17 protein-coding genes and 1 pseudogene are annotated in these 23,580 nt (G+C 44.8%); 6 read left to right on the top strand and 12 right to left on the bottom strand.

The genetic code is table 11. The features are described 5' to 3' along the window. Both ABIO93_RS14100 and ABIO93_RS14095 read right to left on the bottom strand, forming a co-directional pair. Positions 1 to 1,959 (bottom strand): c-type cytochrome, encoded by a 1,959-nt coding sequence (locus ABIO93_RS14100; protein ID WP_348068667.1) that lies wholly within the window; start codon positions 1,957 to 1,959, stop codon positions 1 to 3. A 28-nt stretch (positions 1,960 to 1,987) separates the two neighbouring features. Further along, entirely contained in the window at positions 1,988 to 3,775 is a 1,788-nt protein-coding gene (locus ABIO93_RS14095) for a family 16 glycoside hydrolase (protein WP_348068665.1), read from the bottom strand. Between the two features lie 239 nt (positions 3,776 to 4,014). Here ABIO93_RS14095 and ABIO93_RS14090 point away from each other — a divergent pair, with 239 nt between their 5' ends. The 5 genes from ABIO93_RS14090 (at position 4,015) to ABIO93_RS14070 (ending at position 8,919) form a co-directional block, all read left to right on the top strand. After that, positions 4,015 to 4,779, top strand: coding sequence for a DUF1080 domain-containing protein (locus tag ABIO93_RS14090; protein WP_348068663.1), 765 nt, complete (start codon positions 4,015 to 4,017; stop codon positions 4,777 to 4,779). Positions 4,780 to 4,899: 120 nt separating this feature from the next. Continuing rightward, positions 4,900 to 5,466: a hypothetical protein gene (locus tag ABIO93_RS14085; RefSeq protein ID WP_348068661.1), complete on the top strand. Its 567-nt coding sequence runs from the start codon at positions 4,900 to 4,902 to the stop codon at positions 5,464 to 5,466. Between the two features lie 107 nt (positions 5,467 to 5,573). Continuing rightward, positions 5,574 to 6,494 carry a hypothetical protein gene (locus ABIO93_RS14080; protein ID WP_348068659.1) on the top strand — a complete coding sequence of 307 codons (921 nt, stop codon included), beginning with the start codon at positions 5,574 to 5,576 and terminating at the stop codon, positions 6,492 to 6,494. 105 nt (positions 6,495 to 6,599) lie between these two features. Next, on the top strand, positions 6,600 to 8,246 hold the full coding sequence (gene glgP, locus ABIO93_RS14075) for an alpha-glucan family phosphorylase (protein WP_348068657.1): 1,647 nt from the start codon (positions 6,600 to 6,602) through the stop codon (positions 8,244 to 8,246). Between the two features lie 124 nt (positions 8,247 to 8,370). Then, the gene (locus ABIO93_RS14070) at positions 8,371 to 8,919 is read left to right on the top strand and encodes a Uma2 family endonuclease (protein WP_348068655.1); all 549 of its coding nucleotides are present in this window, start codon (positions 8,371 to 8,373) and stop codon (positions 8,917 to 8,919) included. A 3-nt stretch (positions 8,920 to 8,922) separates the two neighbouring features. Here ABIO93_RS14070 and ABIO93_RS14065 read toward each other — a convergent pair whose 3' ends face one another. The 10 genes and pseudogenes from ABIO93_RS14065 to ABIO93_RS14020 form a co-directional block, all read right to left on the bottom strand. After that, positions 8,923 to 9,828: an NAD(P)-dependent oxidoreductase gene (locus ABIO93_RS14065; RefSeq protein ID WP_348068653.1), complete on the bottom strand. Its 906-nt coding sequence runs from the start codon at positions 9,826 to 9,828 to the stop codon at positions 8,923 to 8,925. Between the two features lie 11 nt (positions 9,829 to 9,839). After that, entirely contained in the window at positions 9,840 to 10,547 is a 708-nt protein-coding gene (locus ABIO93_RS14060) for a peptidylprolyl isomerase (RefSeq protein ID WP_348068651.1), read from the bottom strand. Positions 10,548 to 10,552: 5 nt separating this feature from the next. Continuing rightward, on the bottom strand, positions 10,553 to 11,149 hold the full coding sequence (locus ABIO93_RS14055; protein WP_348068649.1) for a hypothetical protein: 597 nt from the start codon (positions 11,147 to 11,149) through the stop codon (positions 10,553 to 10,555). A gap of 112 nt (positions 11,150 to 11,261) precedes the next feature. Then, positions 11,262 to 12,686 (bottom strand): BamA/TamA family outer membrane protein, encoded by a 1,425-nt coding sequence (locus tag ABIO93_RS14050; RefSeq protein ID WP_348068647.1) that lies wholly within the window; start codon positions 12,684 to 12,686, stop codon positions 11,262 to 11,264. Positions 12,687 to 12,942: 256 nt separating this feature from the next. Next, positions 12,943 to 13,206 (bottom strand): hypothetical protein, encoded by a 264-nt coding sequence (locus ABIO93_RS14045; RefSeq protein WP_348068645.1) that lies wholly within the window; start codon positions 13,204 to 13,206, stop codon positions 12,943 to 12,945. Beyond that, positions 13,203 to 14,081: pseudogene (locus tag ABIO93_RS14040) on the bottom strand (RHS repeat-associated core domain-containing protein); the annotation flags it as partial. The gene ABIO93_RS14045 and the pseudogene ABIO93_RS14040, both read right to left, overlap by 4 nt. Positions 14,082 to 14,628: 547 nt before the next feature. Continuing rightward, positions 14,629 to 15,567 carry an RHS repeat-associated core domain-containing protein gene (locus ABIO93_RS14035; RefSeq protein ID WP_348068643.1) on the bottom strand — a complete coding sequence of 313 codons (939 nt, stop codon included), beginning with the start codon at positions 15,565 to 15,567 and terminating at the stop codon, positions 14,629 to 14,631. Positions 15,568 to 15,833: 266 nt separating this feature from the next. Further along, positions 15,834 to 16,196: a hypothetical protein gene (locus ABIO93_RS14030; protein WP_348068641.1), complete on the bottom strand. Its 363-nt coding sequence runs from the start codon at positions 16,194 to 16,196 to the stop codon at positions 15,834 to 15,836. Between the two features lie 21 nt (positions 16,197 to 16,217). Then, entirely contained in the window at positions 16,218 to 19,478 is a 3,261-nt protein-coding gene (locus tag ABIO93_RS14025) for a DUF6443 domain-containing protein (protein WP_348068639.1), read from the bottom strand. Positions 19,479 to 19,547: 69 nt separating this feature from the next. Further along, entirely contained in the window at positions 19,548 to 23,081 is a 3,534-nt protein-coding gene (locus ABIO93_RS14020) for a T9SS type A sorting domain-containing protein (protein WP_348068637.1), read from the bottom strand. Positions 23,082 to 23,353: 272 nt separating this feature from the next. Between ABIO93_RS14020 and ABIO93_RS14015 the strand changes: the two genes are divergently transcribed. Further along, the gene (locus tag ABIO93_RS14015; protein ID WP_348068635.1) at positions 23,354 to 23,548 is read left to right on the top strand and encodes a hypothetical protein; all 195 of its coding nucleotides are present in this window, start codon (positions 23,354 to 23,356) and stop codon (positions 23,546 to 23,548) included. The last annotated feature ends 32 nt before the right edge of the window (positions 23,549 to 23,580 follow it).

The following is a 23,580-nucleotide window of genomic DNA, read 5'->3' as shown; positions in this document are numbered from 1 at the left end:
TTATTTACCTAATGAATTGATCCAGGCAGCAATTTTGACTGCATCAGCCTTCGGTACCTGAGGCATCGGGGCCATTGGAGTGGCATAATCCGGCCAGTTTTCAGGCTTAGGATTGTAGATCAGGTTCACGATCTGCTCGTTGGTGTACTTACGTTTAGCCACGTCCGCATAGCTCGGTCCAACCACTTTTTTGTCAGCTGCATGGCAGGCCAGACAGGTATTTTTTTGTAAAAGCGGTTTGATCTCGTCAAAGGTTGGTGCTTTCGCAACACCAGCTTTTGCAGTAGTTGGCTTACCCTTTCCGTCAGGAGATACGTGTTCTTTTTCAGTAGCTGGGATTGTCGACGCAGAAGTAGTTCCTGAACTTGCAGAGCCGGAACGGGTCGTTTTCAGTTCGGAAACTTTCAGTTTTTCGCCGTCCGGAATGTTGTTCAATGTATAATAAGCATCCGCGTGAACCAGTGACCAGCTGTTGGTAGCAGCGCGAACGCCTTCCAGCTGAATTTTATGCACATAGTACTGACGCATTCCGTCCAATACAATGCGTACTTTTTTATTGTCGTCAGAAACTTTCACACCGGTCACTTTCACTTCTTCAGTATTGATCGGAGGGCTTCCGTACACAGGATAATGCTTGTACAGGTAGCTGCTCACTTTGTAGGAATCAAGGTCCTCAGCTGATTTGCGGTCAACGGGCATTGTAAATTCGATCTCGAAACCGTCTGGCTGGGCTTTTACCGTGTACATTTCGAAAGGCATTTTGCCATTCCAAACCAAACGCTGCAAGCCCTGGTTCGCATCTCCTGCCGATCCCCATCCACGGTTGGTCTCTCCCACGAACATTGAACCGTCTTTATCAAACGCCATACGCAATACGCCGGACTGGAAACCGCTGCGGAAACCAATGCTCGCGCCTTGGTATTCGCCTTTTACTTTTTCCAAAACCACGCGCATAATGTTGCTTTGTCCCTGGTCACCCACGAAAACCTGACCTGTAAATGGTCCGAAATCGCCTTTGGTATTGTCCATAATCAACTCAGAAGTTGATACTCCGTGCACACCGTATGGAAGCCAAACTGCTGGCAACTGTACCATGTCATATTTTTGTTTCAACTGATACAGGAACTGAGGGGCCTCATTACCAGTGTTTTCTGGTTTAATGGCACGTCCTTGTGCGTCTTTGGTCTGGCGGTTGTCGCGCTCAGCGAAGAATTGCTTTTCTGTGAGCTTAACAGGTGAATTGGGCAATCCAGCCCATTTCAAACCTGCCGGGTGGCCCATAAAGCTTCCTTTTTTAACCTGAAAAATACCACCGGTACCCATCCAATCTCCCTGGTTGTCCGTATAAAACAGCTCACCATTCAGCATGCTGATACCAGCCGGGGAGCGAACTCCGGTTGCGTATGGTTCATATTTTCCGTCATTGGTAATATGGAAAATCCAGCCACGGCCTGGTACACGGCTTTCGCCTCTCCACCATTCTTCGTCACCGAATGCTACGTTACCACTCACGAAAAAGCTTCCGTCCGGAGCCAGTTTCGGGCCGAAAGAATACTCGTGGTAATGTCCTGATAATGGCCATGCGTACACAGTTTCATACACATCCGCTTTCCCGTCGCCATTTTTGTCGATCAGCTTGGTCAGCTCTCCGCGTTGTGCGCAGTAAAATGCACCTTCCTTGTAAGCCAATCCCAGGATCTCGTGCAAACCTGTCGCAAATTTTCTAAAATAAGGCGCACGGCTGGTAGGGTTATCCACGATCCAAACCTCTCCACGGCGTGTAGAAATAGCCAGGGAGCCATTTGGCATGGTAGTCAATCCACCCACTTCCAGGATAATTCCTTCCGGGATCGGGGGAGTGATGATCTTGTAAAAATCTTCTTCTTTCGGAGACTCTTGTGCTTTCAGCATCGTGAGCGTCGCCAAAAGAGCAAATGCTATGTGGGCAATTTTTTTCATTATATAATAAGGTATGATAGGATTAAAATCAGAACAGGATCGAATACTTCACTTCGCCATTAGTCACCGGAACCAGTAATTCCTGCAAACCATTAGCGCTTCTGATTTCGGGTTTAACACTTTTATCAGCCAACTGAATGTAGTACGACTTGTTGTCCACCGCATAAAGGCCATCGGATATTTTCTCGATCGAGGAACCGTCCGCCAGTCTCGCTACCAGGTCCTTCGCAGGATTATTTACCTTGATAATGCGTTCGAAATACTGATTGTTCACAACAGAAATATAATCCGTTACAGCCGAGCCGAATGCCTGATATTGGAAAGTTGGCACATCCTGATCGTCCAGTACGTATCCTTTTGGACGGTAACCGCTTCCGGTAGTGTCTGCCTCCCATTTGGATTTGCCTGATTTGCCAAGTACCATATCGTCGCCCAGCAACGTCACACTTCCTCTCGGACGTGAAGAACCATCGCCGCGATCGTGCCACATGGGGGTAGCATCCAGGAATTCTCCGCGCCAAACCTGTAATAACGTTCCTTTGTCCAGGTCATAGGTATAATGCAGGTTAGTAGGGCTGCCCACTGACACTGCATGCACTACACGTTGTCCTTTGGATTTTGGATCTTTTTTGAAATCCATAAAGCTGCGGGTAATGGTGTTGGTACCGGCAGAAATCAGGATAGGATCATTGGATCCACCCGCAATAGCGGAGCTTTTGGTATGGTAAGCCGTTTCCCTGAATCCCGGGCCACTTATCCAAAGGCCAAGAGCAGGGCGCATCCAGCCATCTCTTTTATTGTTGAATATTTCAATGGTATGGTCGCCAGCTGTCAGCTTAGCGGTTCCCTGACGGAAATCGTTATTGGTTTTCCATTGTGCGTCAATGACGAATTTGCCATCGATTTTCAGGTAGGAATTACCCGAAGCCTGCAATTTGAAATTGTAATCTCCTGCGGTAGGCGCATTGTATCTGCCCGAGTACAGGTAAGAGTAATTGTTGTTTTCTTTCAGGATCTCCCAGCTCAATGCTTCCGATTTGCCGGTCTCAGCAGGAGTAAGTTTGGACAGGTCTTCTGTTTCGCTCAAACCGCCGTAATACGTTTTGTAGGTAAGCTCTGATAGTGTACCTGGCTTTTTGTCAAAATTATTGATCACAATGTTTTTGATAGCCAAAGATCCGTGGTCACCCTGGATACGGATCGGGCCCATGGCCACGTCGTCCGCAGTCAATGATCCGCGGGTAGGGCCACTTACTTCTACATTTTCGTGAATGGTCACGCCATTCAGAATAATGGACAGGAACACTGCATTAGATACTTTTTTACCGCTGGCGTCAAAACGGGGAGCCTGGTAAGAGATTTTGATATTTTGCCAAAGCCCGGGAGCCTTCGCTACATTGAAACGAGGAGCATAACCTTCGTAACCCTTTTCACCTTCAGGCTTGGAGTCATTCCAGCGTTCGTAAATTCCACCATTATCGTTGTACTTGGCAGATTTTTTTCCCCAGCTATCGAAAAGCTGTACCTCGTAATTTCCTTGCAAATAAATACCCGAGTTCGAGCCTTTGGTCAGCATGAAATCCATTTCAATGTCCAGATCGCCGTGTTTGAAATTGGAGATCAGCTCATATTGGTTACCATACTTGCCTTTTTCATGGGTGCATGCCAGTACGCCTTTTCCAGGTGTAGTGATCAGCACATTTTCCTTTGAAATGTCAGCAGACGCATTTCCTACGATTTTCCAATTATCGGATTTCGTGGTAAATGCACTGAGGTCGTTAAGGGGAATGGGCTGCTGGGCATAGGCAGATTGCATAGCGAAAACTGCAACGCCACAAGCAAAAAGTTGTAGAATTGAACGGTTAAATTTAAACATACTTGAAGTAAGCTTGTCGGTTTTAGATTATAGCGCCACTTTGGGCGGTGCAAATTACGTGATTAGATTCGGGAAAATTACATTTAATTAGATGAGAATCGAGTTTGTTAATGCTTTTTACCTAATGTTGTGTTTTGATATTATTTCAATGTGTTATTAGACTAAAAAGTACTTCCTAAATGAAAAAATTAATCCTTACCGCGTTCAGCCTTGCATCGGCGTTTGCTGCGCATGCCCAATTGCAACCCGCGAAACAAACACCCGAATCCAGTGAATTGTGGAGCCCGGTTCCTCGTGTTGTGACGCCTGGTAAAATCACGCCGGCCCTTTCCGGTTTTACTGCCCCTTCCGACGCTATTGTGCTATTTGATGGTAAAAATCTGGACGCCTGGGTTTCGGGTAAAGATGGAAAATCGGCTGCTCCGTGGACAGTTGGAGACAATGCGATCACGGTTGCGCCCAAATCAGGGGACATTCAAACCAAGCAAACTTTCGGTGATTATCAGCTTCATATCGAATGGCGTACTCCCGCGAAAGTGGAAGGTAGCAGCCAGGGACGTGGTAACAGCGGGATTTTTATGCAAGGTCTGTACGAATTGCAGGTATTGGACAGCTATAATAATTTAACTTACTCCAATGGTCAGGCAGGTTCCATTTACAAGCAAACTATGCCTTTGGTGAATGCTTCGGTAGGTCCGGGCGAGTGGCAGGTTTATGATGTAGTGTACACTGCACCACATTTTAATAAGGATGGTCAAATGACTATTCCTCCTTACATTACCGTGATACACAACGGCGTACTGGTTCAAAACCATACAATGATCCAGGGAACTACTCCTTACATAGGACAGCCTACGATCGAGCCTCACGGAAAAGGGCCGATCAAATTACAGGATCACAACAACACCAGCAGTTTCAGAAATATCTGGATCCGCGAATTGTAAGATTCCCCCGACAGACAGGTATAATAATTTTAAAGGCTTAATCGACTGGAAACGTCGATTAAGCCTTTTCTGTTTTACTATATTTATGTTTGATTATTCATTGCAAGCCGAGTTATTACCATGCAGGAGATTGAGCCTTATTACAATTGGGAAAAACATTATGTGGCAAGCCACGACGAGCGGTCACCTTTTTATGGAAGGACCTATAACCTGGATTATTACGAAAATGCGATCTACGGTTACTATATACACCCGCTTTGGGACGAGATCGGTTCGGAAACGCTCTATGTAAAGATCCTGTACGCGGATTACAACAAACATTACGCAATCATTGAGGTGTTTGGCGAGTGGAATGATGCATTGCATAACGATATCATGTTTTTCAAACGCCAGGTCGTGGATCCGCTGGTGGATGAGGGGATCAATCAGTTTATTCTGTTAGGGGAGAATGTGCTGGATTTTCATGGCAGCGAGGACGACTATTATGCCGAATGGTTTGACGACATTGAAGATGGCTGGATTGCGGCGGTGAGCTTCAGGGAACATGTGAAAGAGCAGTGGAATAGATTCAGGCTTGATTATTATATCAATTTTGGTGGTACACTCCATCTTAATAATTGGCGCACGTTGCAGCCGGAACCCTTTTATGAATTGGTTAAAAATTTGATGATTAGAAGGTTAGAGTAGGAGAAGTGTAGAAGAAAAGGTGACTCAATTGCTTGGAACGTTGCCAACTCCTTTGTAGATTTCGAATTCATGTCAATCAACTGTACTTACCTTTAAATCTGTCCCCAATGGCCGAAAATGATCAACCTACACCAGAAGATGCGAAAGAATCACTGGAAAATAAAGCCGAAGAGCTAAAAGAAACTGCTGCGGATGCAAAAGAAGAAGTTGTGGAAAAGGTAGAGGAGATTGAGGCAGAAGGAGCAGCGGAGGCTGACGGGATTAAATCGGAGGTGTACGAAACACTGGACGACCTGAAAGCAGAGGCCGAAGAAAAGACGGATCTGACCAAGGATGCAGCTTTGGAAATCGAAGAGAATGTGACTGACAAGCTGGAAGATCTGGAAATCGAAGCGGAGGAAAAAACGGAGGAAGTAAAGGAAGTAGTTGAAGAAAGAGCTGAGCAAGCCAAAGAAATAGTAGCCACCATCAAGGAAGAAGCAGCAGCCAAAACGGAAGAAGTGAAGGAAGTAGCAGCCGAGAAAGTGGAGGATGTGAAAGAGGTAGTAGCTGAGAAAGCAGAGGTTGTGGCAGATAAGGCAGAAGAAGTGGAAGAGGCAGCGGCTGAAAAAGTAGAGGAAGTGAAAGAAGTAGCAGCCGAGAAAGCAGAGGTGGTGGCAGAGAAAGTAGAAGAAGCAAAGTCAGGCTTCGCAGCGAAGGCTGAACAACTGCAAAATGAGGTAGAATTGAACATTGCTGCCGGAAAAGTAAAAGCAGAGGAGATTATCTCTGACGTTACTGAAAAAGCAGGAGAATGGAAGGAAACAGCTACCGAAAAGTTTGAGGATTTGAAGGAGGATGCGACCGAGGCATTCGAGGATGCGAAGGAAATAGCCGCTGAGAAACTGGCCGAAGCACAGGTGAAAGCAGCTGAACTGAAAGCCAAAGCTGCCGTGGAAATCGAAGAATTGAAGGAAGCAGCTTCTGAAAAGTATGTGGAAACAAAAACCAAAGCAAAAGGCTTTTGGGCGCGTCTTTTCGGTAAATAATAGAGGAAATCATTACGGGAAGGGCCTGATGGACTTGTTCGTCAGGCCCTTTTCATTGGCCTGATTTTTTTGGCCGTCATTTTATTTTCACTAACACCAGCACTAATGTCACAGCAAACGTTTTCGCTTCCATATCAGCATCCATTTACGCCGGACAAAAAATACAAAAAATCAGTCGCTTACTTTTCAATGGAATTCGCTGTCGATCAGGCGCTGAAAATCTATTCAGGCGGCTTGGGCTTCCTCGCGGGCTCACACATGCGCAGTGTGTACGCGCTGAAACAGAACCTGATCGGTATCGGTATGCTGTGGAAACACGGCTATTATGATCAGGGACGGAAAAAGGATGGTAGTATGCAGCCCGAATTCCGCGAAAAAATATATTCATTCCTGACGGATACACACATTCGTTTTCAGATTCCCGTGATGGGAAAAGACGTTTGGGTAGCTGCCTACTATCTGGCGCCCGACGTGTTTCAGTCAGCACCATTGTTCCTGCTTACGACTGATACCGATGGAAATGACGAGGCTACGCGCGCGATCAGCTACTCGCTGTATGACGCAGATGTGAGCTATAAAGTAGCACAATGTATGATTTTGGGAATTGGCGGAGCGAGGTTGTTGGAGGAGTTGGGTTATGAGCCGCAGGTTTATCATTTCAATGAAGCTCACGCTGTTTCGGCTATTTTTCATTTGTTCAAAAAATATAAAAAGGTTGCTGAAGTAAAGAAACGCGTCGTTTTTACAACGCATACGCCTGAGGAAGCGGGAAATGAAAAGCATGACATTCATTTTCTTGAAAACCTTGGGTTCTTTTCGGGTTTGGATCTTGGCACGGTCAGGAAGATCAGCGGGATAAAAGACGATACTTTCAACCACTCGCTGGCCGCATTAAGTTTGAGCAGGAAAGCCAATGGTGTTTCCAAATTGCACGGCGAAGTATCGCGTCAAATGTGGAAACCTTATCCGAAAATCGCTGAAATAGGCCACATTACCAATGCGCAGAACAATACTTACTGGGTCGATAAGCAGCTGGAAGAAGCCAGAGTAGAGAAGAATTTGGAAAAGATAGCTGCCCGTAAAAAGGAGTTGAAAGCCATATTGTTCAAAACAGTCGCAGACCAATGCGGAAAAATCTTCGATCCCGAAGTGCTGACAATTGTATGGGCGCGCAGGTTTGCCGCTTATAAACGACCGGATATGCTGGCGTGGGACCTGGAACGGTTCAGCAAATTAGTGAATAATACGGACCAGCCTGTGCAGGTGATATGGGCCGGAAAACCGTACCCGAAAGACGAGGGTGCCATTAACACATTCAACCATTTGTTCTATCTGAGCCATCTTTTTCCAAATGTCGCCGTGTTGACAGGATACGAGCTGGCACTTTCAAAACTAATGAAAGATGGCTCCGATGTGTGGCTCAACACGCCGGTAGTAACCCGTGAGGCATCCGGCACCAGCGGCATGACGGCAGCCATGAATGCGTCACTTAACTTATCCACATTCGACGGCTGGATCTGTGAATTTGCAAAAGACGGTGATAATTCTTTCCTCCTTCCGGTAGCGGAAGGCGAAGATATCAACAAGCAGGATTGCGAAAATCTAATGGAAAAACTGGAAACAACGGTAGTGCCAACCTACTACACCGACCAGGCCAAATGGCAGCAAATGGTACTTAACAGTATGAATGACGTCAATGTAGAGTTCAACTCCGACCGAATGGCGCGCGAGTATTATGAGAAGCTGTATTGAGTTTTTAAAAATCGTGACAGTTTAAAATGACTTTTAATTGGTAAATTGCTTTCTGAAAAACTTCCGTGATTAATAATTATCATCATTAATGAATATGCCGGTAACCATTAAAGTTGGGGACATCATGAGTGAAGAGGAATTCTTTCGGTTCTGCCGAATGAATGACATGCTTGACTTTGAGCGGGATAGTAACGGAAATATAATCTTTATGTCACCAACAGGAAGTTTTACAGGAAGCTTTAATTCGGATATTCTGGTTGAACTGGGCGCATGGCTACATAGCCACAAAATTCCCGGAAAGTTGTTTGATTCTTCGACTGGCTTTACGCTTCCCAATGGTGCAGTAAGGTCTCCCGACATTTCCTGGGTTACTAGGGAAAAATGGGACGCACTGTCCAAAGATGACAAGGAGAGATTTGCACCCATTTGTCCGGATTTTATTGTAGAAATACGCTCCAAGTCAGATGATTTGAAGTATCTGAAAGACAAAATGGACGAATATATGGCTAATGGATGCCAGCTCGGTTGGCTGATTGACCGGTTTGACGAAAAGGTCTACATTTATCGACCCAGTCAAAATACTGAGGAGCGTGAAGGATTAAACGTCCAGCTTTCAGGAGAAACATTGTTTACCGGGTTCATACTCGACCTAAATTCAATAGAAAAATTCTGACAATTAACCGATCTGCTTTTCAAGCAAGGCAATGCCTTCCCGGAAAGTATGGGGCTCGTAGCCTAGTACTTTTCGGGATTTTGTTAAATCGAAACCTGTGCGTGGCGGCCGTCGGGCGGGTTGCGAAAACGCAGAAGCATCGGTAGGAGAGATGAGCGATTTATCCAGCGAAAAGTAATCTGCGGCCATGATAGCCATTTCGTAAGGTGTGAGAAAGTCCTTTCCCGATATATGGAAAATTCCCTGCGCTTGCTGGTCCGCAATCAGGAAACACCCAAGCGCCAGATCTTCGGCTAGGGTAGGGGTACGAAACTGATCAGTCACCACCTTGATCGCCTTTCCTTCGTCCAATGATTTTTTGACCCAGAGAATAATATTACTGCGGCTCATGTCATGCGCGATGCCATATACGAGCACCGTACGTGCGACTGCCCATTGAATGTCGGAATGAATGACAGCCTTTTCGGCAGCATACTTGCTCCATCCATAAAAACTGATCGGATTAGGAAGATCGTCTTCCCTGTAAGGTCCTGAAGTGCCGTCAAAAACAAAGTCGGTGGAAAGGTGTTCTAGGAAGATATTGTACTTTTTACAAGCCGCAATCAGCATTTCTACGGCTGTTACATTAAGCTTCCAGCACGCTTCCTTCTCCATTTCACATTGATCCACATTCGTCATCGCAGCCGTGTGGATGATCACATCAGGGAGCGTAGCTGCCAGAATTCGATCCACCTCCGCAGCGTTCGTAATGTCCATTTCAAGATATCGGTATCCTTGCTGGAAAGGAAGCCGGTTTTCGCCCAGGGCTGTGGCTATCGTTTCAATGGAGGACTTTTCAACCAGCATTTCAACCAGTTTTTGGCCCAAAAGGCCATTAGAACCGGTAATTAGTATTCGTTTTTTGTCCAATTCGGAATGCGTTAAGCTTCGTATTTCCAGCCGTATTTTTTAGTGATCTTTTTCTTCTTCATCTTTTTGACCGACATTTTCATAGAAACGTCTTTTTCAGGACGGTCCCTTTCGTCTTTTTCCACAGCCCCGATTTTGTCAATCACTTCCATTCCGTCAATTACCTGACCAAAAACTGTATACGCGCCGTCCAAATGCGGAGTGCCGCCAATGGTTTCGTAGACTTTTTTCTGATCGTCGGTCAATTTTCTGGTAGCTCTGGCCGCTTGTTTTTCAAGATCAAGTTTTCCCCATTTCCTGCCCTGAACAATGTAGAACTGGCATCCGCTCGATTCTTTTGCGGGGTTATTATCTCTTGCTGCGGCTAATGCCCCTTTTTGATGGAAAAGTTTCGGACTAAATTCCGCAGGTACTTTGTAGCCGTTATCTCCTTTGCCGAGGATATCATCCGGCTTTGCATTTCGTGAATTGGGATCTCCACCCTGAATCATAAAATCATCAATAACCCGGTGAAAAAGCAGGTCGTTGTAAAATTTATCCTGTACCAGTTTGATGAAATTGGCCTTATGTTTGGGTGCTTCATCAAACAATATAAGTTTCATCGTTCCCATGCTGGTGATAATGGTCACCACCTCGTCCTTTTTAGACTTTTTCTGCGCATCAACTTGTAGAGAAAAAAGGCAGATAACTGCCAGTAGTATCGAATTTTTGGTTTTCATAAGCATTAGTTTGCAGCCAGCACATTTTTATCCGTTGAAAAGAACTGGAATTTTAATCCATAATCCTTTCCTTCCGAAACATCTTCCATGTTCACCCTGACCGATTTATTATTCCAGATTATTTTCTTCGTCTCTTCTTTCGGAGCAGCATAAAGACCCGTAAAATGCTGCTTACCCGCATTCCAAAGCTGTTTTGTCGCCTCAGGGCTATTCAAATAAACATCAACAGTGATTTTGTTGACTTTTTTGTCCTCCGTCAAAAAATACTGAACGTCTATGGTTTCCAGCTTGGGAGTTTCGGAGGTATAGCCCAGATGGTCAGCAGTTTCTTCAAACATTTCGAATGTTTCCGAAGCTTTTACCTTGGCGATCGGATCGCCGAACGAAATTCCCCGGAGTACTGTACCATCCGTCGTTTGTCCGCTGAGGCCAAGTATCGTTTGAAGTAAAGCAGACTGGTCGCTGTTCAGTTCAGTCTGAACCGGTTCCTCTAGTACTACAGAATCTGAGACAGCTTCTGCTTTTTCGTTGGTTTTGGTGTCACAGCCAGCCCCAAAGATTGCGAGTAGCAACACAACAGCACCATATTTTAAACATTTCATTGATGTAGAGGTTATTTTCATTCAGTTATTGATTGTGTTGATAAAATAGTCATGCCTCAGAAGCAGATCGCGTTGTGCAATTTAACTATTATTCCATTTTTTGAAAACGGTTTTAAAATTCCCTTGCAATGTTGAAAAAGAACCTTCGTTCGCCTTTTGCATTCAATGTAAGGTTAAAACGAGCTAGTATATTGTAAAATGTCACGAAATCCAGCCCGGCTCCGGCACCGTAGAGCATAGAGTTGCCCAGCTTAGTGTTACTGAATTCAGGGTAACTGTTTTTAACATAGCCAGCGTCTGCGAAGGTATTGATATACGCAGCCAGCGGAATGGTATTGAACTGTTTTACAGGGATAAACGAGAGGTGTTTTTGAAATGCGAACAGCTTATATTTTAGCTCATTTTTGAGCAGGGCATAATCCTGGCCGTCTACCACATATAGTTCATAGCCTCTCACCAGATCGTTCCGGTAACCCAGTCCGATGGTCTGCAGATAAGGCTGGCGCTTAGGAAACGAAATCCTTCCGCGAACGCCAGTGTTAAAAAACCATCTTTTGCTGAGTGGAATGTATTTACGATAAGACCCGTAAAAATACAATGTGTTCACGTCGTCGGAAGGCAAGAGGCCGATCTTCGAAATCTGTAATCCAAAACTCTGGCCAAGCAGCGCGTACTGGACATTATCCCTTTTATCGTAGCTGAATGTATACGTCAGTTGCAGGTAACGCTGCCTTTTTCGCCCGTTTAGCAGGTAATTCGGGTTCAGGTATGCAATCGTGTCCGAGATCTTGCTGTAACTCCACCGGAGATCAGCGGTGTGGAATGTGTAATATTTGTTCCTGCGGGTGATACTGACATAGCTGATCAGCCTTTCGCGGTTGATATCTTCACTATTCAGGTATTGCAGTTTGTCTCGCCAGGTTCTGAAAGCAGTGGTTTTGTTGATCGAATAGGAAGTGCCGATTGTAATGCCGGTCTTCTGCGCTTTGTCCAGATAAGGCAATGTATAGGCAATTTCAAATTTCGGGATAAAGCCGAATTCAGCCAGAAAACGCAGTTTATCTGCCCGACCGGTCACATTCCCATAGCTGAGATATACGCCGTAAGTTGTGCGGGAAAGATCCCGTTTGCGCTCGTACCACCATTCATTAAAGTTTCGGTCTGCGAGCTGAAACACGGGTACTGCAATAATATACCAGCGCTCTTTCACCACAATACGGATATCGGTGCGCGCAGAATCAGCATTAGGCTGGGTAAGCAAGTCGACTGTGACAAAAAGATTGGTATTGACCACCTTACGCCGATCAATTTCGAGCTTTTCTTTCAGAAGATTAGCAGACAGCGTATCGCCGGATTTGATCGCCATTTCCCGCAGAATGATGCTTGTGCGCGTTTTATGGTTGCCTTCAACCCTGACATCGCCAATCACATGCGTAGCACTGCTATCCGCTCCGGCAGTCTGCGCAAAGGCCGGAAATGAGGTCAATAAAATAGAAAATAGAAAGTAAATTTCCTTATAGCACTTGGTTGGGTTCATTCTTCACTGCCCGGTTTCGGTATAGAAACGATACTTTCCATTAATATGATAAACTTTCGGCAAAAATAAGGGAAGTGGGGGAAGATGTGGAGGAATAATGGTTTTTGTGTTTTTTTGAAGAAGGGTGGCCATTACGTGCCACCCTTCCCATTTTATTTGGCTTACGATTGTCCATCATGCAGCCCGAGTTACTATCGATTTTGGACTATCAGGTTCAGTATATGAGTACTGCTGGACAACTTCGGCTCGGTTTCGACTAATTATCAGCGGAATATAGCCTATCTACCAACCCTTGCAATATTTTACCCTCATATGTTAGATCATAGTTAATGTCAAACCCGTTTCTTTGTAATTCCTCCATTGCCCATTCATGCAGGTCGTCGACGATATCATCACTGACATCAATAAGGAATAGGGTTCCTCTTACGCTAAGTTGCAGTTTTGAATAAAGATCTTCATTTCCTGCTAAGAGACTATAATTCAGATAATCAAACTCCTCCTTTTTAAGTTTAACTTTCATTGTTCTAATTTCTTTAAAAGATTAGCAGCTCTCTTTGTGGAAGTTGGATTGGCTGAAACAATTTTACCTGTCTGTGGATTAATAACGACCTCTCCAAATTGCCCTACGAATCTTTGGCTCTGCCTACCGGTTGCATCTATTGCGACTTGGCCAGTTTTTAAAGGGTTTTTTAGGGCATCCAATATAGCGTTCGGTTTTACTCCCCGCTCTATTATCCTATTTAAGCCATGTTTTGCAAACCCAGTAACTTCTGAGCCCGTGGCGGCCCTAATTCCCTTTGTAACCTCACTGGCAACTTCCTTCCCCACCTTTACAACCTGAGACTCTGTGCTGGTTGTAGAAAGGAGTGTTCCAGGATTTGTTGAGCCTGATCCAGTCGTAGCTACCAAAGCTACATAGGCTACCATATTTACTGCTTCTTTTACCTGTCCTGAGACTGAATTGTCAACGGCTTGCCTGCTGATCTGGGTTTCGAAAACCTGTTGTCCTTCTTCAACTTTATACCCGGCCCGGAGATTGGAACCCAAAGCCCTTGCCGCTGTATTGATGATCGCATGCTTGGTGTCAAAGAATGCCGTTGTTACCAATCTTGCGATCAGGAATGGATCGTCGCCCGGTCTGTCTGGGTAGGTTCCATTGGGATCACTTCGCAGTATAGGGCTATTCCAGCCGTATTGGTATACGGATTGGCCTTCCTGTAATTCAGTGACGGGATCCACCTGCATGAACCTGCCAATAGATGGATCGTAAAAACGTCTTGACAGATCAATATACCCCGTCCCAACCTGTAACTCCTTCCCATTATAAAGCAACCGATTCACATTATTCCTGGCCGAAGGCGTCTGCACCGGAGCATTCCTATCAATCTCCAACCCAAAAGGATAATAATTTCAAATGGAAATTGTTTGAAAAGAGAATATTTGTAGCACCTCACAACTTATGGATAAAATGCTCACCACCAATAAGGCGTTTAAGATTTCTTTAATCAAAATGAGGCGTCGCTGTAAAATCAAAACCCCGGGCGACCGGGGTTTTGATTTTAATAATTATTTATGTCGCCGGTAATAAATCCAAACTAACAGTACGCTCTTTAAGAATATTGCCAATCCCATATGCGAATATCTAATTATCTTACTGGTAACATCTGGCATAATTTCATAGAGAATTGAATCTATCAAATATAGAAGAACCCAAATTATCACGACCGCGGTGTATTTTATTACTTTGTTTTGAGACTTATAAAACAAAACAATGCTACCTACTAGCAGAGTTGTCCATACTAAATAAAATCCATTCTTTAAGCCAATTAGTTTTGATACTGTACCCATCGATCCACCGATCAAATAGAAAACAGTACCATTGAAAAAATAATCGGAAACAAAGTATATAGTAATACAAAAGGCTAGGGCAGCAGTAAAATTTCTATTTGCTATCATCTGATTTAAATTTTTTATTCCAGTTACCAATAGATATCATCGTTTCATTTCCACTTTTATCTCTTTGCATTACGCCTTGGAAAACACCATTTTTATTAACCTTAACTCTAATACCAATGTTCATTTGAACATCACCTTCGTTCTCTCTTGATAAATCTGTAACTGGCCCCCACTGCCTATTTCCAGATGTTTCATAATTACCCAACCAAAGACCATTTCCTTTACTGTCATAAATCATACTTTCTTGATTAGGAAAGTCATTCCCGCTTACAGTTCCCGAGACATTTAAAATATGATCTTTGTTAATAACACCCTCTGTTACTACTTTCAATTTAGTAAACTGGTCAATATCCCAAGAACCTGTTTGTGCCTCATTTCTACCTGCCGAATGAACATCTATATTGTTTCCCTTCGATCTATTATAAACTGTTGTCGTAGAAATTGCATCGTGAGAACCATCTACCGTATGAGACCTCGTTCGACCTCCGTAAGCACTCGTTTGTTTGGTATCAGTATCATAATTTATTGAAACTGATGAACGATAAGTAGCCTTTTGATTTAGTGTTGCACCTCTATTATCGCCATACCATTGATTACCTGGGCCGAAAGTTTTAAACGATGCGTAACTTCTTGTCAAAAAATAAATTGGATATTGACCGTCTGCGTCAACAAACTTAATCGGATTATTAAATCCATAGCTATAAGGTGAACAGCTCTGCATTTTCTCTGCCATTGGATCGACCGCAATAAAGCGCCCAATCGTCGGATCATAAAACCGTGCTTGCAGATCAATGTATCCGGTAGCCACCTGCGTTTCCTTACGCAGGAAGTTGTAACGATTTATGCCGTTTCTGACGTTCTGAGGCTGTATTGGGTTATTCCTATCAATCTCCAACCCAAAAGGATAGTAATCCGTCTGTTGCAAAATCCTTCCTCTTTCATCAAAAACTACACTAACATTACCCAAATGGTCGCCTGGATTACCTAGTAGGTAGTGCTGAAATAGAGATTGACAAGGCAAGCCTGAACCGCCTCAATGAAGTAAGCAAAATGACACCCGAAGATAAAAACCTAGTCTGGTCTTTCCTTGATGCATTTATCCTTAAAACTAAATTGCAGGGAGTTATGAAATGAAAACGCCCGTTCCTGGCTCAGAACGGGCGTTTCACCTATTAAATATTACAGCTAAATCTAAACGTAAACTTTTAGCTCCTTTGCTATCACAAAATCATTATCATTTGGGTCTATTTCGTTGCCAGAACCATCGACCGGGTCTAAGGAAATATAAGCTTGCTCGGCGGTTACAAAAAATTTATAGTCTTCAATATAATAAAAACTATTATGGTTTTTGTAATAAAATGAGTATTCTAGAACGTCTATAAATCTCAGCGTTACATCTTTAAATTTCTTTGAATACAATAACGTTATGTCAAGATCCAGGAGAAGTCTTTCGTTTTGCCGATAAACAGAAAACCTTTTTAGTTCTCCACTTATTAGACTTTCACTGTCTGAAAAAAACTCGATGGCTCCCCCTCCTTCTGTAATTAGGTTCATATAAGAGATCATTTACATTTATTATATTCCAAAATCTTTTTTTAGCTCGTTCCTTTTTGGAGATCTACCTGGTTGCCTTTCAGTCGGATTTGGGTCATTAGGATGTCGATTGGGCTTTGGCTTATAATCGTGTACATGATCTGCCCTTTCATTTTTTGGAACCTTATTACCTTGATGCCCCTTGTTGAATTCCTTTTGTACATTCCCATCCGGCCCATATTTTTTTGTTGTTGTTCCTGATGTATTTGAGGCAGTTGTATTTGGCTTGCCTTCATCAGGAATTCTATTTTGCCTTCTTGCGCCAACATTTGAATTGCTACTAACTTCAACCCTTCCCTTATCATTATTCAAATTCTCGGCTGCCCTGGCACCAGTCGCGGAACCGTGTATGATAGCACCTGTTGACATTGCCGCTACTGGCACGGCCACCGGTGTTGCTAGTCCTACACTACCAATTTCACCAACAACGGCGGCAACATCGCCTATTGCACCCGCTGCAACCTCGGTTGCGCCTACCACCATTGCTGCATAATGCCCTGCCGTGCGTCCGCTGTTATATGCACCAACATAACCCGGGGTTGCCCTTATTGGAGTCCCTCCAATAATATCGTCACTTAGTGCCTGGCCGACACCTGTCAAGAAATCTCCGAACCCACCGCAACAATCCGGAAACCTTCCATCCGGATCGGAGAACCTTATGGGGTTATTGAACGAGTAATGATACGGCGAAAATTCCAGTTGTCCTTCTGTTTCAAGGTCTATACGAATAAAGCGCCCAATCGTCGGATCATAAAACCGTGCTTGCAGATCAATGTATCCGGTAGCCACCTGCGTTTCCTTACCCAGGAAGTTGTAACGATTTATGCCGTTTCTGACGTTCTGAGGCTGTATTGGGTTATTCCCATCAATCTCCAACCCAAAAGGATAGTAATCCGTCTTCTGCAAAATCCTTCCTCTTTCATCAAAAACCACCCGGACATTACCCAAATGATCTTTTAGAAAGTAATCAAATCGAATGGTATCCTTTCTGTAAATGGCCTGTCCTTCGCTGATAGCCAGCCGCTTAAATGCATTACTTTGATTATACTCAAAGTCCCCGGCGTATTTCGCGGTCAATGTATCAGCGACATATTTATGCTTGGTGCCGCTTGCATCGTAGTCATAAGTTAGCGTTTTACCATCAATGGTTACTGTTTCAGGAAGATTTAGATAATTATAAGTCAGCACCGCGCCCCGGTTCCCATCGCTGGTCATGTTACCATTGCCGTCATAACCATAATTGCTGACACCACTCTTCACGCCCAAATTACTGCCAGACCCATCCGTGACAGCCGAAAGCCGATTGCCGAGGTAAGCATAACCCAAGTTATCTACCACCGCCCCGCTTCTGATCAACGTCTTGATATTTCCGTTCTTATCGTAACTGATCCCGCTTTCGGTTTCTTTATAATTGTTCAGACCAGTGGAGCCCAAAAGCCGGTTAGCGCCGTCGTAGGTGAAAGCCAGCCCTTTTGTGAACGCGTTTTCGGCTTTTCCGCTCCACTGCATTTGGCTGATGTTGCCATTGGTGTAATTGTTACCATTGGCATAGCTGAGTGCAAAGTTGTAAAATGAGGAGTCGGGCTCGTTTTCCTTGGTTTTATAAAAAGTCTGGCCCTGCGCGAGCCAGCCGCGGATGTTGTTAGTGTAATTAGTTCTTCTTCGGAAATTGATACCGTCTTCGGAATGAAACCACTTCTGTCGCAATTGTCCCAATGGATTGTAACGCTGTGCAAGAGTAATTGCTTCTCTGGACTTGCTACCATGGACAACCTTTTCCTTCACACTCAAAAGCCTGTCAGCGTGGTCATACTCGTAAGTTTTCTGGTGCACATTGGTGCCGGTAGCAATGATCTGCTCCGTCTTTTCCTGGGCAATTACGGGCGCCAGGTCATATTTATATTGCATGGAAACCCGCTCTATGGCACCAGCGCCCAAGTCATGTAGTTCCCGAACGGTCTGGATGGCACGGTACTCCGCATCGTAATAGGTTGCGCTTGCCAGCCACGCATTTGCTCCCGCTAGCATCCGTGTCCGGCTACCCGTTTGCAGGTTTTTGACTATACTTAATGGACTTACGGCATATGTATTGATGTAGCTTAGGTTGGCTGGTTTTGGGAAGGTATAATCATCGTAATAGGTCACGACCAGCACGTTGGCTTCGGCTACATTAGGCAGTGTATTGCCAAATGTATAGCCAATCCCGTTTGCTGTTTTGTCCTCATGGTGCGCCTGGCTGGCGTTGAGGCTATTTTGCCAGGTATCGCGGCTGGATGCGGAAGCAATCTCGCCCGTCAGCACGGCACGGTTCAGGGCGTCGTATTTGGTAAATCCCCAAACGCCGCGGCTCAGCTGTGAAGCATCCTGGGTAAGTACCTGCCGGTCAAAATTATCGTAGACAAGATTCACAAGTCCTGCGCCCGGAATTTTCCTGCCTATCACACGTCCCCGGTTGTCATACTCATAGAGGAAAGCGTAATCTGAGGTGCTGGCAATGTCCTGATACTGGGGTTGTAACACGGCGCGGAGCTGGCCATAATCGTCGTAGACATAATAGGTAGCCAGTATCTCATTGCCAGAAGCAGCTGTTTTACGACAGATGAGCCTGCCCTGTACGTCGGTAAATTCGGTATTGGCTTTTCCGTTTTCATCAATGGTTTGAGTGCGGTAAAGCTTTCCTGCGACATAGTCACCATTAGCGCTGACAGTCATTAGGATGCTGGCATTGGCTACATAATCGTAGCGTTTCACTTCACCGACAGTATTGGCACCATAACTGATGGTTGCCAATGCGCTTTTGTTACCGGGAGCCCTTTCTGTCACAGGACGGTTCAATGCGGACAGCTCAAAACCAGTCTCAGAATAAGGCTTGGCCAGGTCTGTGGGTTCCAATCCGGCTGAATTAGCGGAGTAAAACCCGGCCTGAGCAGCCGCAGTGCCAGCTTGAAAAGCGCCATTACTTGGGGCCACATAAGGCATATATTGTTTCACCTGCCGACCAAAGACATCGTATTCAATGGGCTGTACAAAGTCAGCACCATCAGGGCTTTGCCCAACGGAAACATTTTGCAACGGTCTGCCCAGGCCGTCGATATACTGCACCTGGATATTTACTTTACTTATGTCATTTGGAAATGCCCCGGTTTGTTTAAAAGTACGGGAGAGGATGTAGTTTTTGCTATCGGTTTGTCCCAGACAAACTGCTCCTGAGAAGAGAAGCAAAAAGGCTAAAATATGCTTCATAATGATTTGATTAAATGATAAAATGAATGATCAGATTCTCATTGACGGCTGTTCCGCCAGGCCCAGGACTTATTGCTTAACTACCCGGTGCGTGCTGACAGCCCCGTTTGCGGCAGTAACCTGTATGAGATAAATCCCGGCTTTCAGCTGACTGGTGTCCAGGCTGCCATTTTCGGGTTTTCCTGAATAATGGACGTTGCCCCGCATATCGTAGATCTGCACATTGCTTATCATTTCAGGTGCGCTCAGGTGGAGCTTGTCGGTAATGACAGGATTGGGGTAGATTTTGACATCATTATCAAAATGAATGCTCTCAATATGGCTGTAAGCGAAGGTTCCGTCTGAATCCACCATTTTTAACCGGTAAAGATTTTCTCCGGGCAAAGGGCTAGTGTCCTTGAATGAATAAAACTCAGTGTTGCTGCTTTCACCCTGGGCGACTACGCTACCGAGTCGGGTCCAGTCCTTAGCATTGGTGCTGTGCTCTATGTCAAATCTTTCGCTATTCGTTTCCGAAGTTGTATTCCAGGTTAGTAGCGCAGCATTTTCATCTTTCGTGGCTACAAACCTAACCAGGGTCACAGGCAGCGGGGAACTTTTGGAATCGGGCAGCAGGAAAAGAGGTGGAGGACTGACAATCCCGAAGGCCGCAATCAATGCGCAATCAACGACTTGTCCCGCATAATTGTAGCAATAGGAAGCACGGATGGCTCCATTTGCGTTATCCTGGCGAACATACCTCAACCGATTGAATGGGTCATATTCGTAGTATGTGACTTTCCCGCTAACGTCTGTCATGCTTTTAACCCCAACCAGCGGCTGATATTGGTAGGACTTGGTTTGGGCAAGCGCTGTATTCAGACCCGTAGTCTCCGCAGACAGTAAGTTAGCATTGCCTCCATTCGTGTACCATTCCAATGCAGTTACCATACCGTTTCTGGAAGTATATTGAGCTGGATAACCCCGGTCTGTGTAGCTATTGAATGTGATTTCTGAAAGAACAGGACCTGCTACATTGTTTTCAATTCGTTGGGAAGAAATAATGGACGGTACATAAATACAAGGATTAGAAATTCCCCAAACACCCGAAGCGCATGCATAGTCAGTCTTATTTGCCATCACCATATTGCCCTCTTTTACAGTTTGTAAAATGACTGGCGTCACCACATTCGCATTAGTCATATTTGCGTATGCCGGGAGATCGAAAGGATAGGTGTACGCGGTTTCAATGACCTGTCCTTCACTATTGGTGAAAGTTTTTGATTTTGGTAAAATATAGTCAGCCGGGTACTGGTAAGTTTCCGTGGTACTGATCCCTCCATTGTTGTTTGCATTTTTCACAACCTGCTTTTGACTCAGCATGGCCGAACCGGTTTTAATTTTATAGTCAAACAGCTTGAATGCATCCATTGTATGGCCGCACACAAGGTGAGCGAAAGATGGTTCACCGGTATCACCATCTATGGCAAAAGGTTCAATGTATTGCGCCTGCAGTGAATCGCGGATGACATTGGTATACTGGTAACTTTCCTTATCAATGGAAGTATAGCTGCCTCCAATGTACCCCATTGTTTCCTTTGAGAGCAAATTTGAACCTTTCCAGAAATCCACATTAGACAGATACCGTATCAATGGATTGTTCGCGAAAGTCAGGCTTGGGGTATCGTAAGTAAATATAGTTTTGCCCTGGTTGGCATTCACCCCGCCAATGTATTCGGTCGCATTGGTGTACAGGACCGGACTCGTCTGAAAATATGCCGAACCATCTACGATATCAGAAGACACTTTGATCACATAATTGTTTTCTGCCAGACAGCCGCTGAAAATGGGTACGTGTTTGTTAGAATAACCCATTGTCCAGAAGCTTTCCGTTTGAAACGGGTTAAGCCGGATAAAACCACAGCCCGTGCATTGCTCGCCGCCATAGTCATAACTTTTGATTTCCTGCTGGCCTTCGACATTGTTAATGATCTTTTTGACGCGTAAACCACCTGCATTGGTAGCCACACCTGCCCACCAGACTTTATTTCCTTCATATTCAAATTCCGTTGAACCGGCTGTGGGATAGACAATTTTCTTCAAAACATAATATCGGGTTGCCGTTTCATTTGCCTCGCGATTAGCATTACCAGATGAATAATTGGTTTGCGCCCCACCTTGCGCAGTGACCAGTACCTTGAAATTTCCCGGTATGAGACTCCCATTAGCATTCAAACCGTTGTAATAACCCCAATAATCGAGGCCTTTCAAATCGACCGGATTGTTGGGCGCAGGCTGAGGAGGCTCGTTGTATTCGAAACTGTGCGTTTCTGACGTGGCACCGGCGGGGACACCGAAACGTTCGAGTTTGGTCAGCTTGTAGCGTTTCACATCGCCGGTGTACATGCCTTGGGAAAAGGAATGCTTTTGTACCAGGTTATTGCTGGCGTCAAAAACCTCCATGGTTTTCAGCTTATTGCCATCGAATGTGGTAGGTACGGTACCGCCGGTTTCATAAGAAAATAATACCTTTCCATTCTCCCATTCAATGGATTTGGGCAAAGTGACATAATGTGTGGAGGTGATGATACCCTGGGAGATACTGATCTGCGGAAATGCGTTTGCGGCGGCTGTAACAAAGCTATTAATTGATTGGGGAGGGTTTCCAATGTCAAAACTGTTGATCTTTCCGAGATCCGTTCTGTTGCTGCTGCTGTAATAAATCCCCGTTGTATATTTCAATGTAATGTGCTCCTTACCTCCCTGAGAAATAATGTCAGTCAGCAACCAACTGGTGGTGAATGACCTTCCAGCATTCTTTTGATCGGGATAAGTGGTTTCGATCACATCTACGTTAGCTACCGAACGTCCGTAACGGTACGTCACTCCATCTTCGTCAATGATTTCAAAATGCGTGAAGGTTGAGTTAAAAGAGGCAGTATTGGAAGAAATCTTTATGGGGCGGTAAGGTACGGTTACCGGCTTATTAACACCGGTGTAATTGCCGTTGGCATCAAAAATATTTTTGAGCATAAATTTTCCGCCTCCCGAGGGAAAATTGTAGTAAAAAATATCCGGCTGCAAATCAGTTCCCGAGGCGGTTTCATCAGCAGCAAGTTGCAATTGATAGAGCCGCTTGTTCGCATCAGCTACATTAACTGTTGTTCCGGCAAGCTGTCCAGCGGGTACTATCTGAGCGGGTGTTGAAGCCAGTTCGTCCGGATCTGCGATCACAGTTCTTGAAATGCGCCCTCCCGCATGGAGCGACCAACCCAGGCCGAGTATTCCGCTGTTCTCCCGAGGCTTGAAACCTCCTGCGTGGTAGGAGATGGATATCGGCAGTGAGAGTTTGCCGGTATTGATCGTAAAAAGTGGAATACTGATTTCAGGGACACCTGTGACGTGGCCCACCGGATAATCACCATAACGTTGAAATGAGGCCGACTGCGGGGAAGGGGGGGATACTTTGGTATAGCCACTTTCGGCCTGTATTGCATTGTCTTCGGTGGCTTCTAGGCCATTAACGAAATCGATCGGCAGGTCTGGAACTGGTGGTATCTGAGCTAAGGCCGGGTGATTGATGCTGCCAACGAGCAGGATAAAATTGAATACAAAATGTTTCATAAAAATCAAGTGAATGTATGGTTCGAAATAATACTGAAAGTGAGCTTTCTGTATTTAGACGTACATTCCAAAATAGGTAACAGCCGCACGACAGATATTTCTAAAAAAAATATTTGACGCAAGTGCCGTTCGTTGAGGGTAGTGCATTGTATTGTTCTGGGAGGCCAGCACGCTGAATTACTTCAATGTTAACTTTTTGAAAAAAAGAACTTACGAATAGTCTTTTCCACAGGACAGCCAGTATCCTACACAGACTAAACCTTGCTAATACTATGTCACTTTCCCGGGCTGAAAAATTGATTAATAAACTGATCAGCAACAAACTCTCAGGGGAAGAACTGTCTGAACTGCTGGAAGGTATTACGAGCGAAGAAGAGCAACAGAAATATTCTGATGCGCTGGAGATCTACTTTAACAATCTTTTAAAGGACAATCATCCGAATGGTGAAGCCCCCGAGGGCAAATAGAATTGTGAACCCGATGTATTTAAAACCGTTAC

The organism is Dyadobacter sp., assembly GCF_039919315.1.
In the GTDB taxonomy this organism is placed as follows: Bacteria; Bacteroidota; Bacteroidia; order Cytophagales; family Spirosomataceae; genus Dyadobacter.
Note: the sequence above shows the minus strand (reverse complement) of the source record. Positions and strands in the feature narration are given on the sequence as shown.

Coding starts and splice junctions, on each gene's coding strand:
- ABIO93_RS14100 (WP_348068667.1), bottom strand. CDS start 1,959: ATGAAAAAAATTGCCCACATAGCATTTGCTCTTTTGGCGACGCTCACG.
- ABIO93_RS14095 (WP_348068665.1), bottom strand. CDS start 3,775: ATGCAATCTGCCTATGCCCAGCAGCCCATTCCCCTTAACGACCTCAGT.
- ABIO93_RS14090 (WP_348068663.1), top strand. CDS start 4,015: ATGAAAAAATTAATCCTTACCGCGTTCAGCCTTGCATCGGCGTTTGCT.
- ABIO93_RS14085 (WP_348068661.1), top strand. CDS start 4,900: ATGCAGGAGATTGAGCCTTATTACAATTGGGAAAAACATTATGTGGCA.
- ABIO93_RS14080 (WP_348068659.1), top strand. CDS start 5,574: ATGGCCGAAAATGATCAACCTACACCAGAAGATGCGAAAGAATCACTG.
- glgP (WP_348068657.1), top strand. CDS start 6,600: ATGTCACAGCAAACGTTTTCGCTTCCATATCAGCATCCATTTACGCCG.
- ABIO93_RS14070 (WP_348068655.1), top strand. CDS start 8,371: ATGAGTGAAGAGGAATTCTTTCGGTTCTGCCGAATGAATGACATGCTT.
- ABIO93_RS14060 (WP_348068651.1), bottom strand. CDS start 10,547: ATGAAAACCAAAAATTCGATACTACTGGCAGTTATCTGCCTTTTTTCT.
- ABIO93_RS14055 (WP_348068649.1), bottom strand. CDS start 11,149: ATGAAATGTTTAAAATATGGTGCTGTTGTGTTGCTACTCGCAATCTTT.
- ABIO93_RS14050 (WP_348068647.1), bottom strand. CDS start 12,686: ATGAACCCAACCAAGTGCTATAAGGAAATTTACTTTCTATTTTCTATT.
- ABIO93_RS14045 (WP_348068645.1), bottom strand. CDS start 13,206: ATGAAAGTTAAACTTAAAAAGGAGGAGTTTGATTATCTGAATTATAGT.
- ABIO93_RS14030 (WP_348068641.1), bottom strand. CDS start 16,196: ATGAACCTAATTACAGAAGGAGGGGGAGCCATCGAGTTTTTTTCAGAC.
- ABIO93_RS14025 (WP_348068639.1), bottom strand. CDS start 19,478: ATGAAGCATATTTTAGCCTTTTTGCTTCTCTTCTCAGGAGCAGTTTGT.
- ABIO93_RS14020 (WP_348068637.1), bottom strand. CDS start 23,081: ATGAAACATTTTGTATTCAATTTTATCCTGCTCGTTGGCAGCATCAAT.
- ABIO93_RS14015 (WP_348068635.1), top strand. CDS start 23,354: ATGTCACTTTCCCGGGCTGAAAAATTGATTAATAAACTGATCAGCAAC.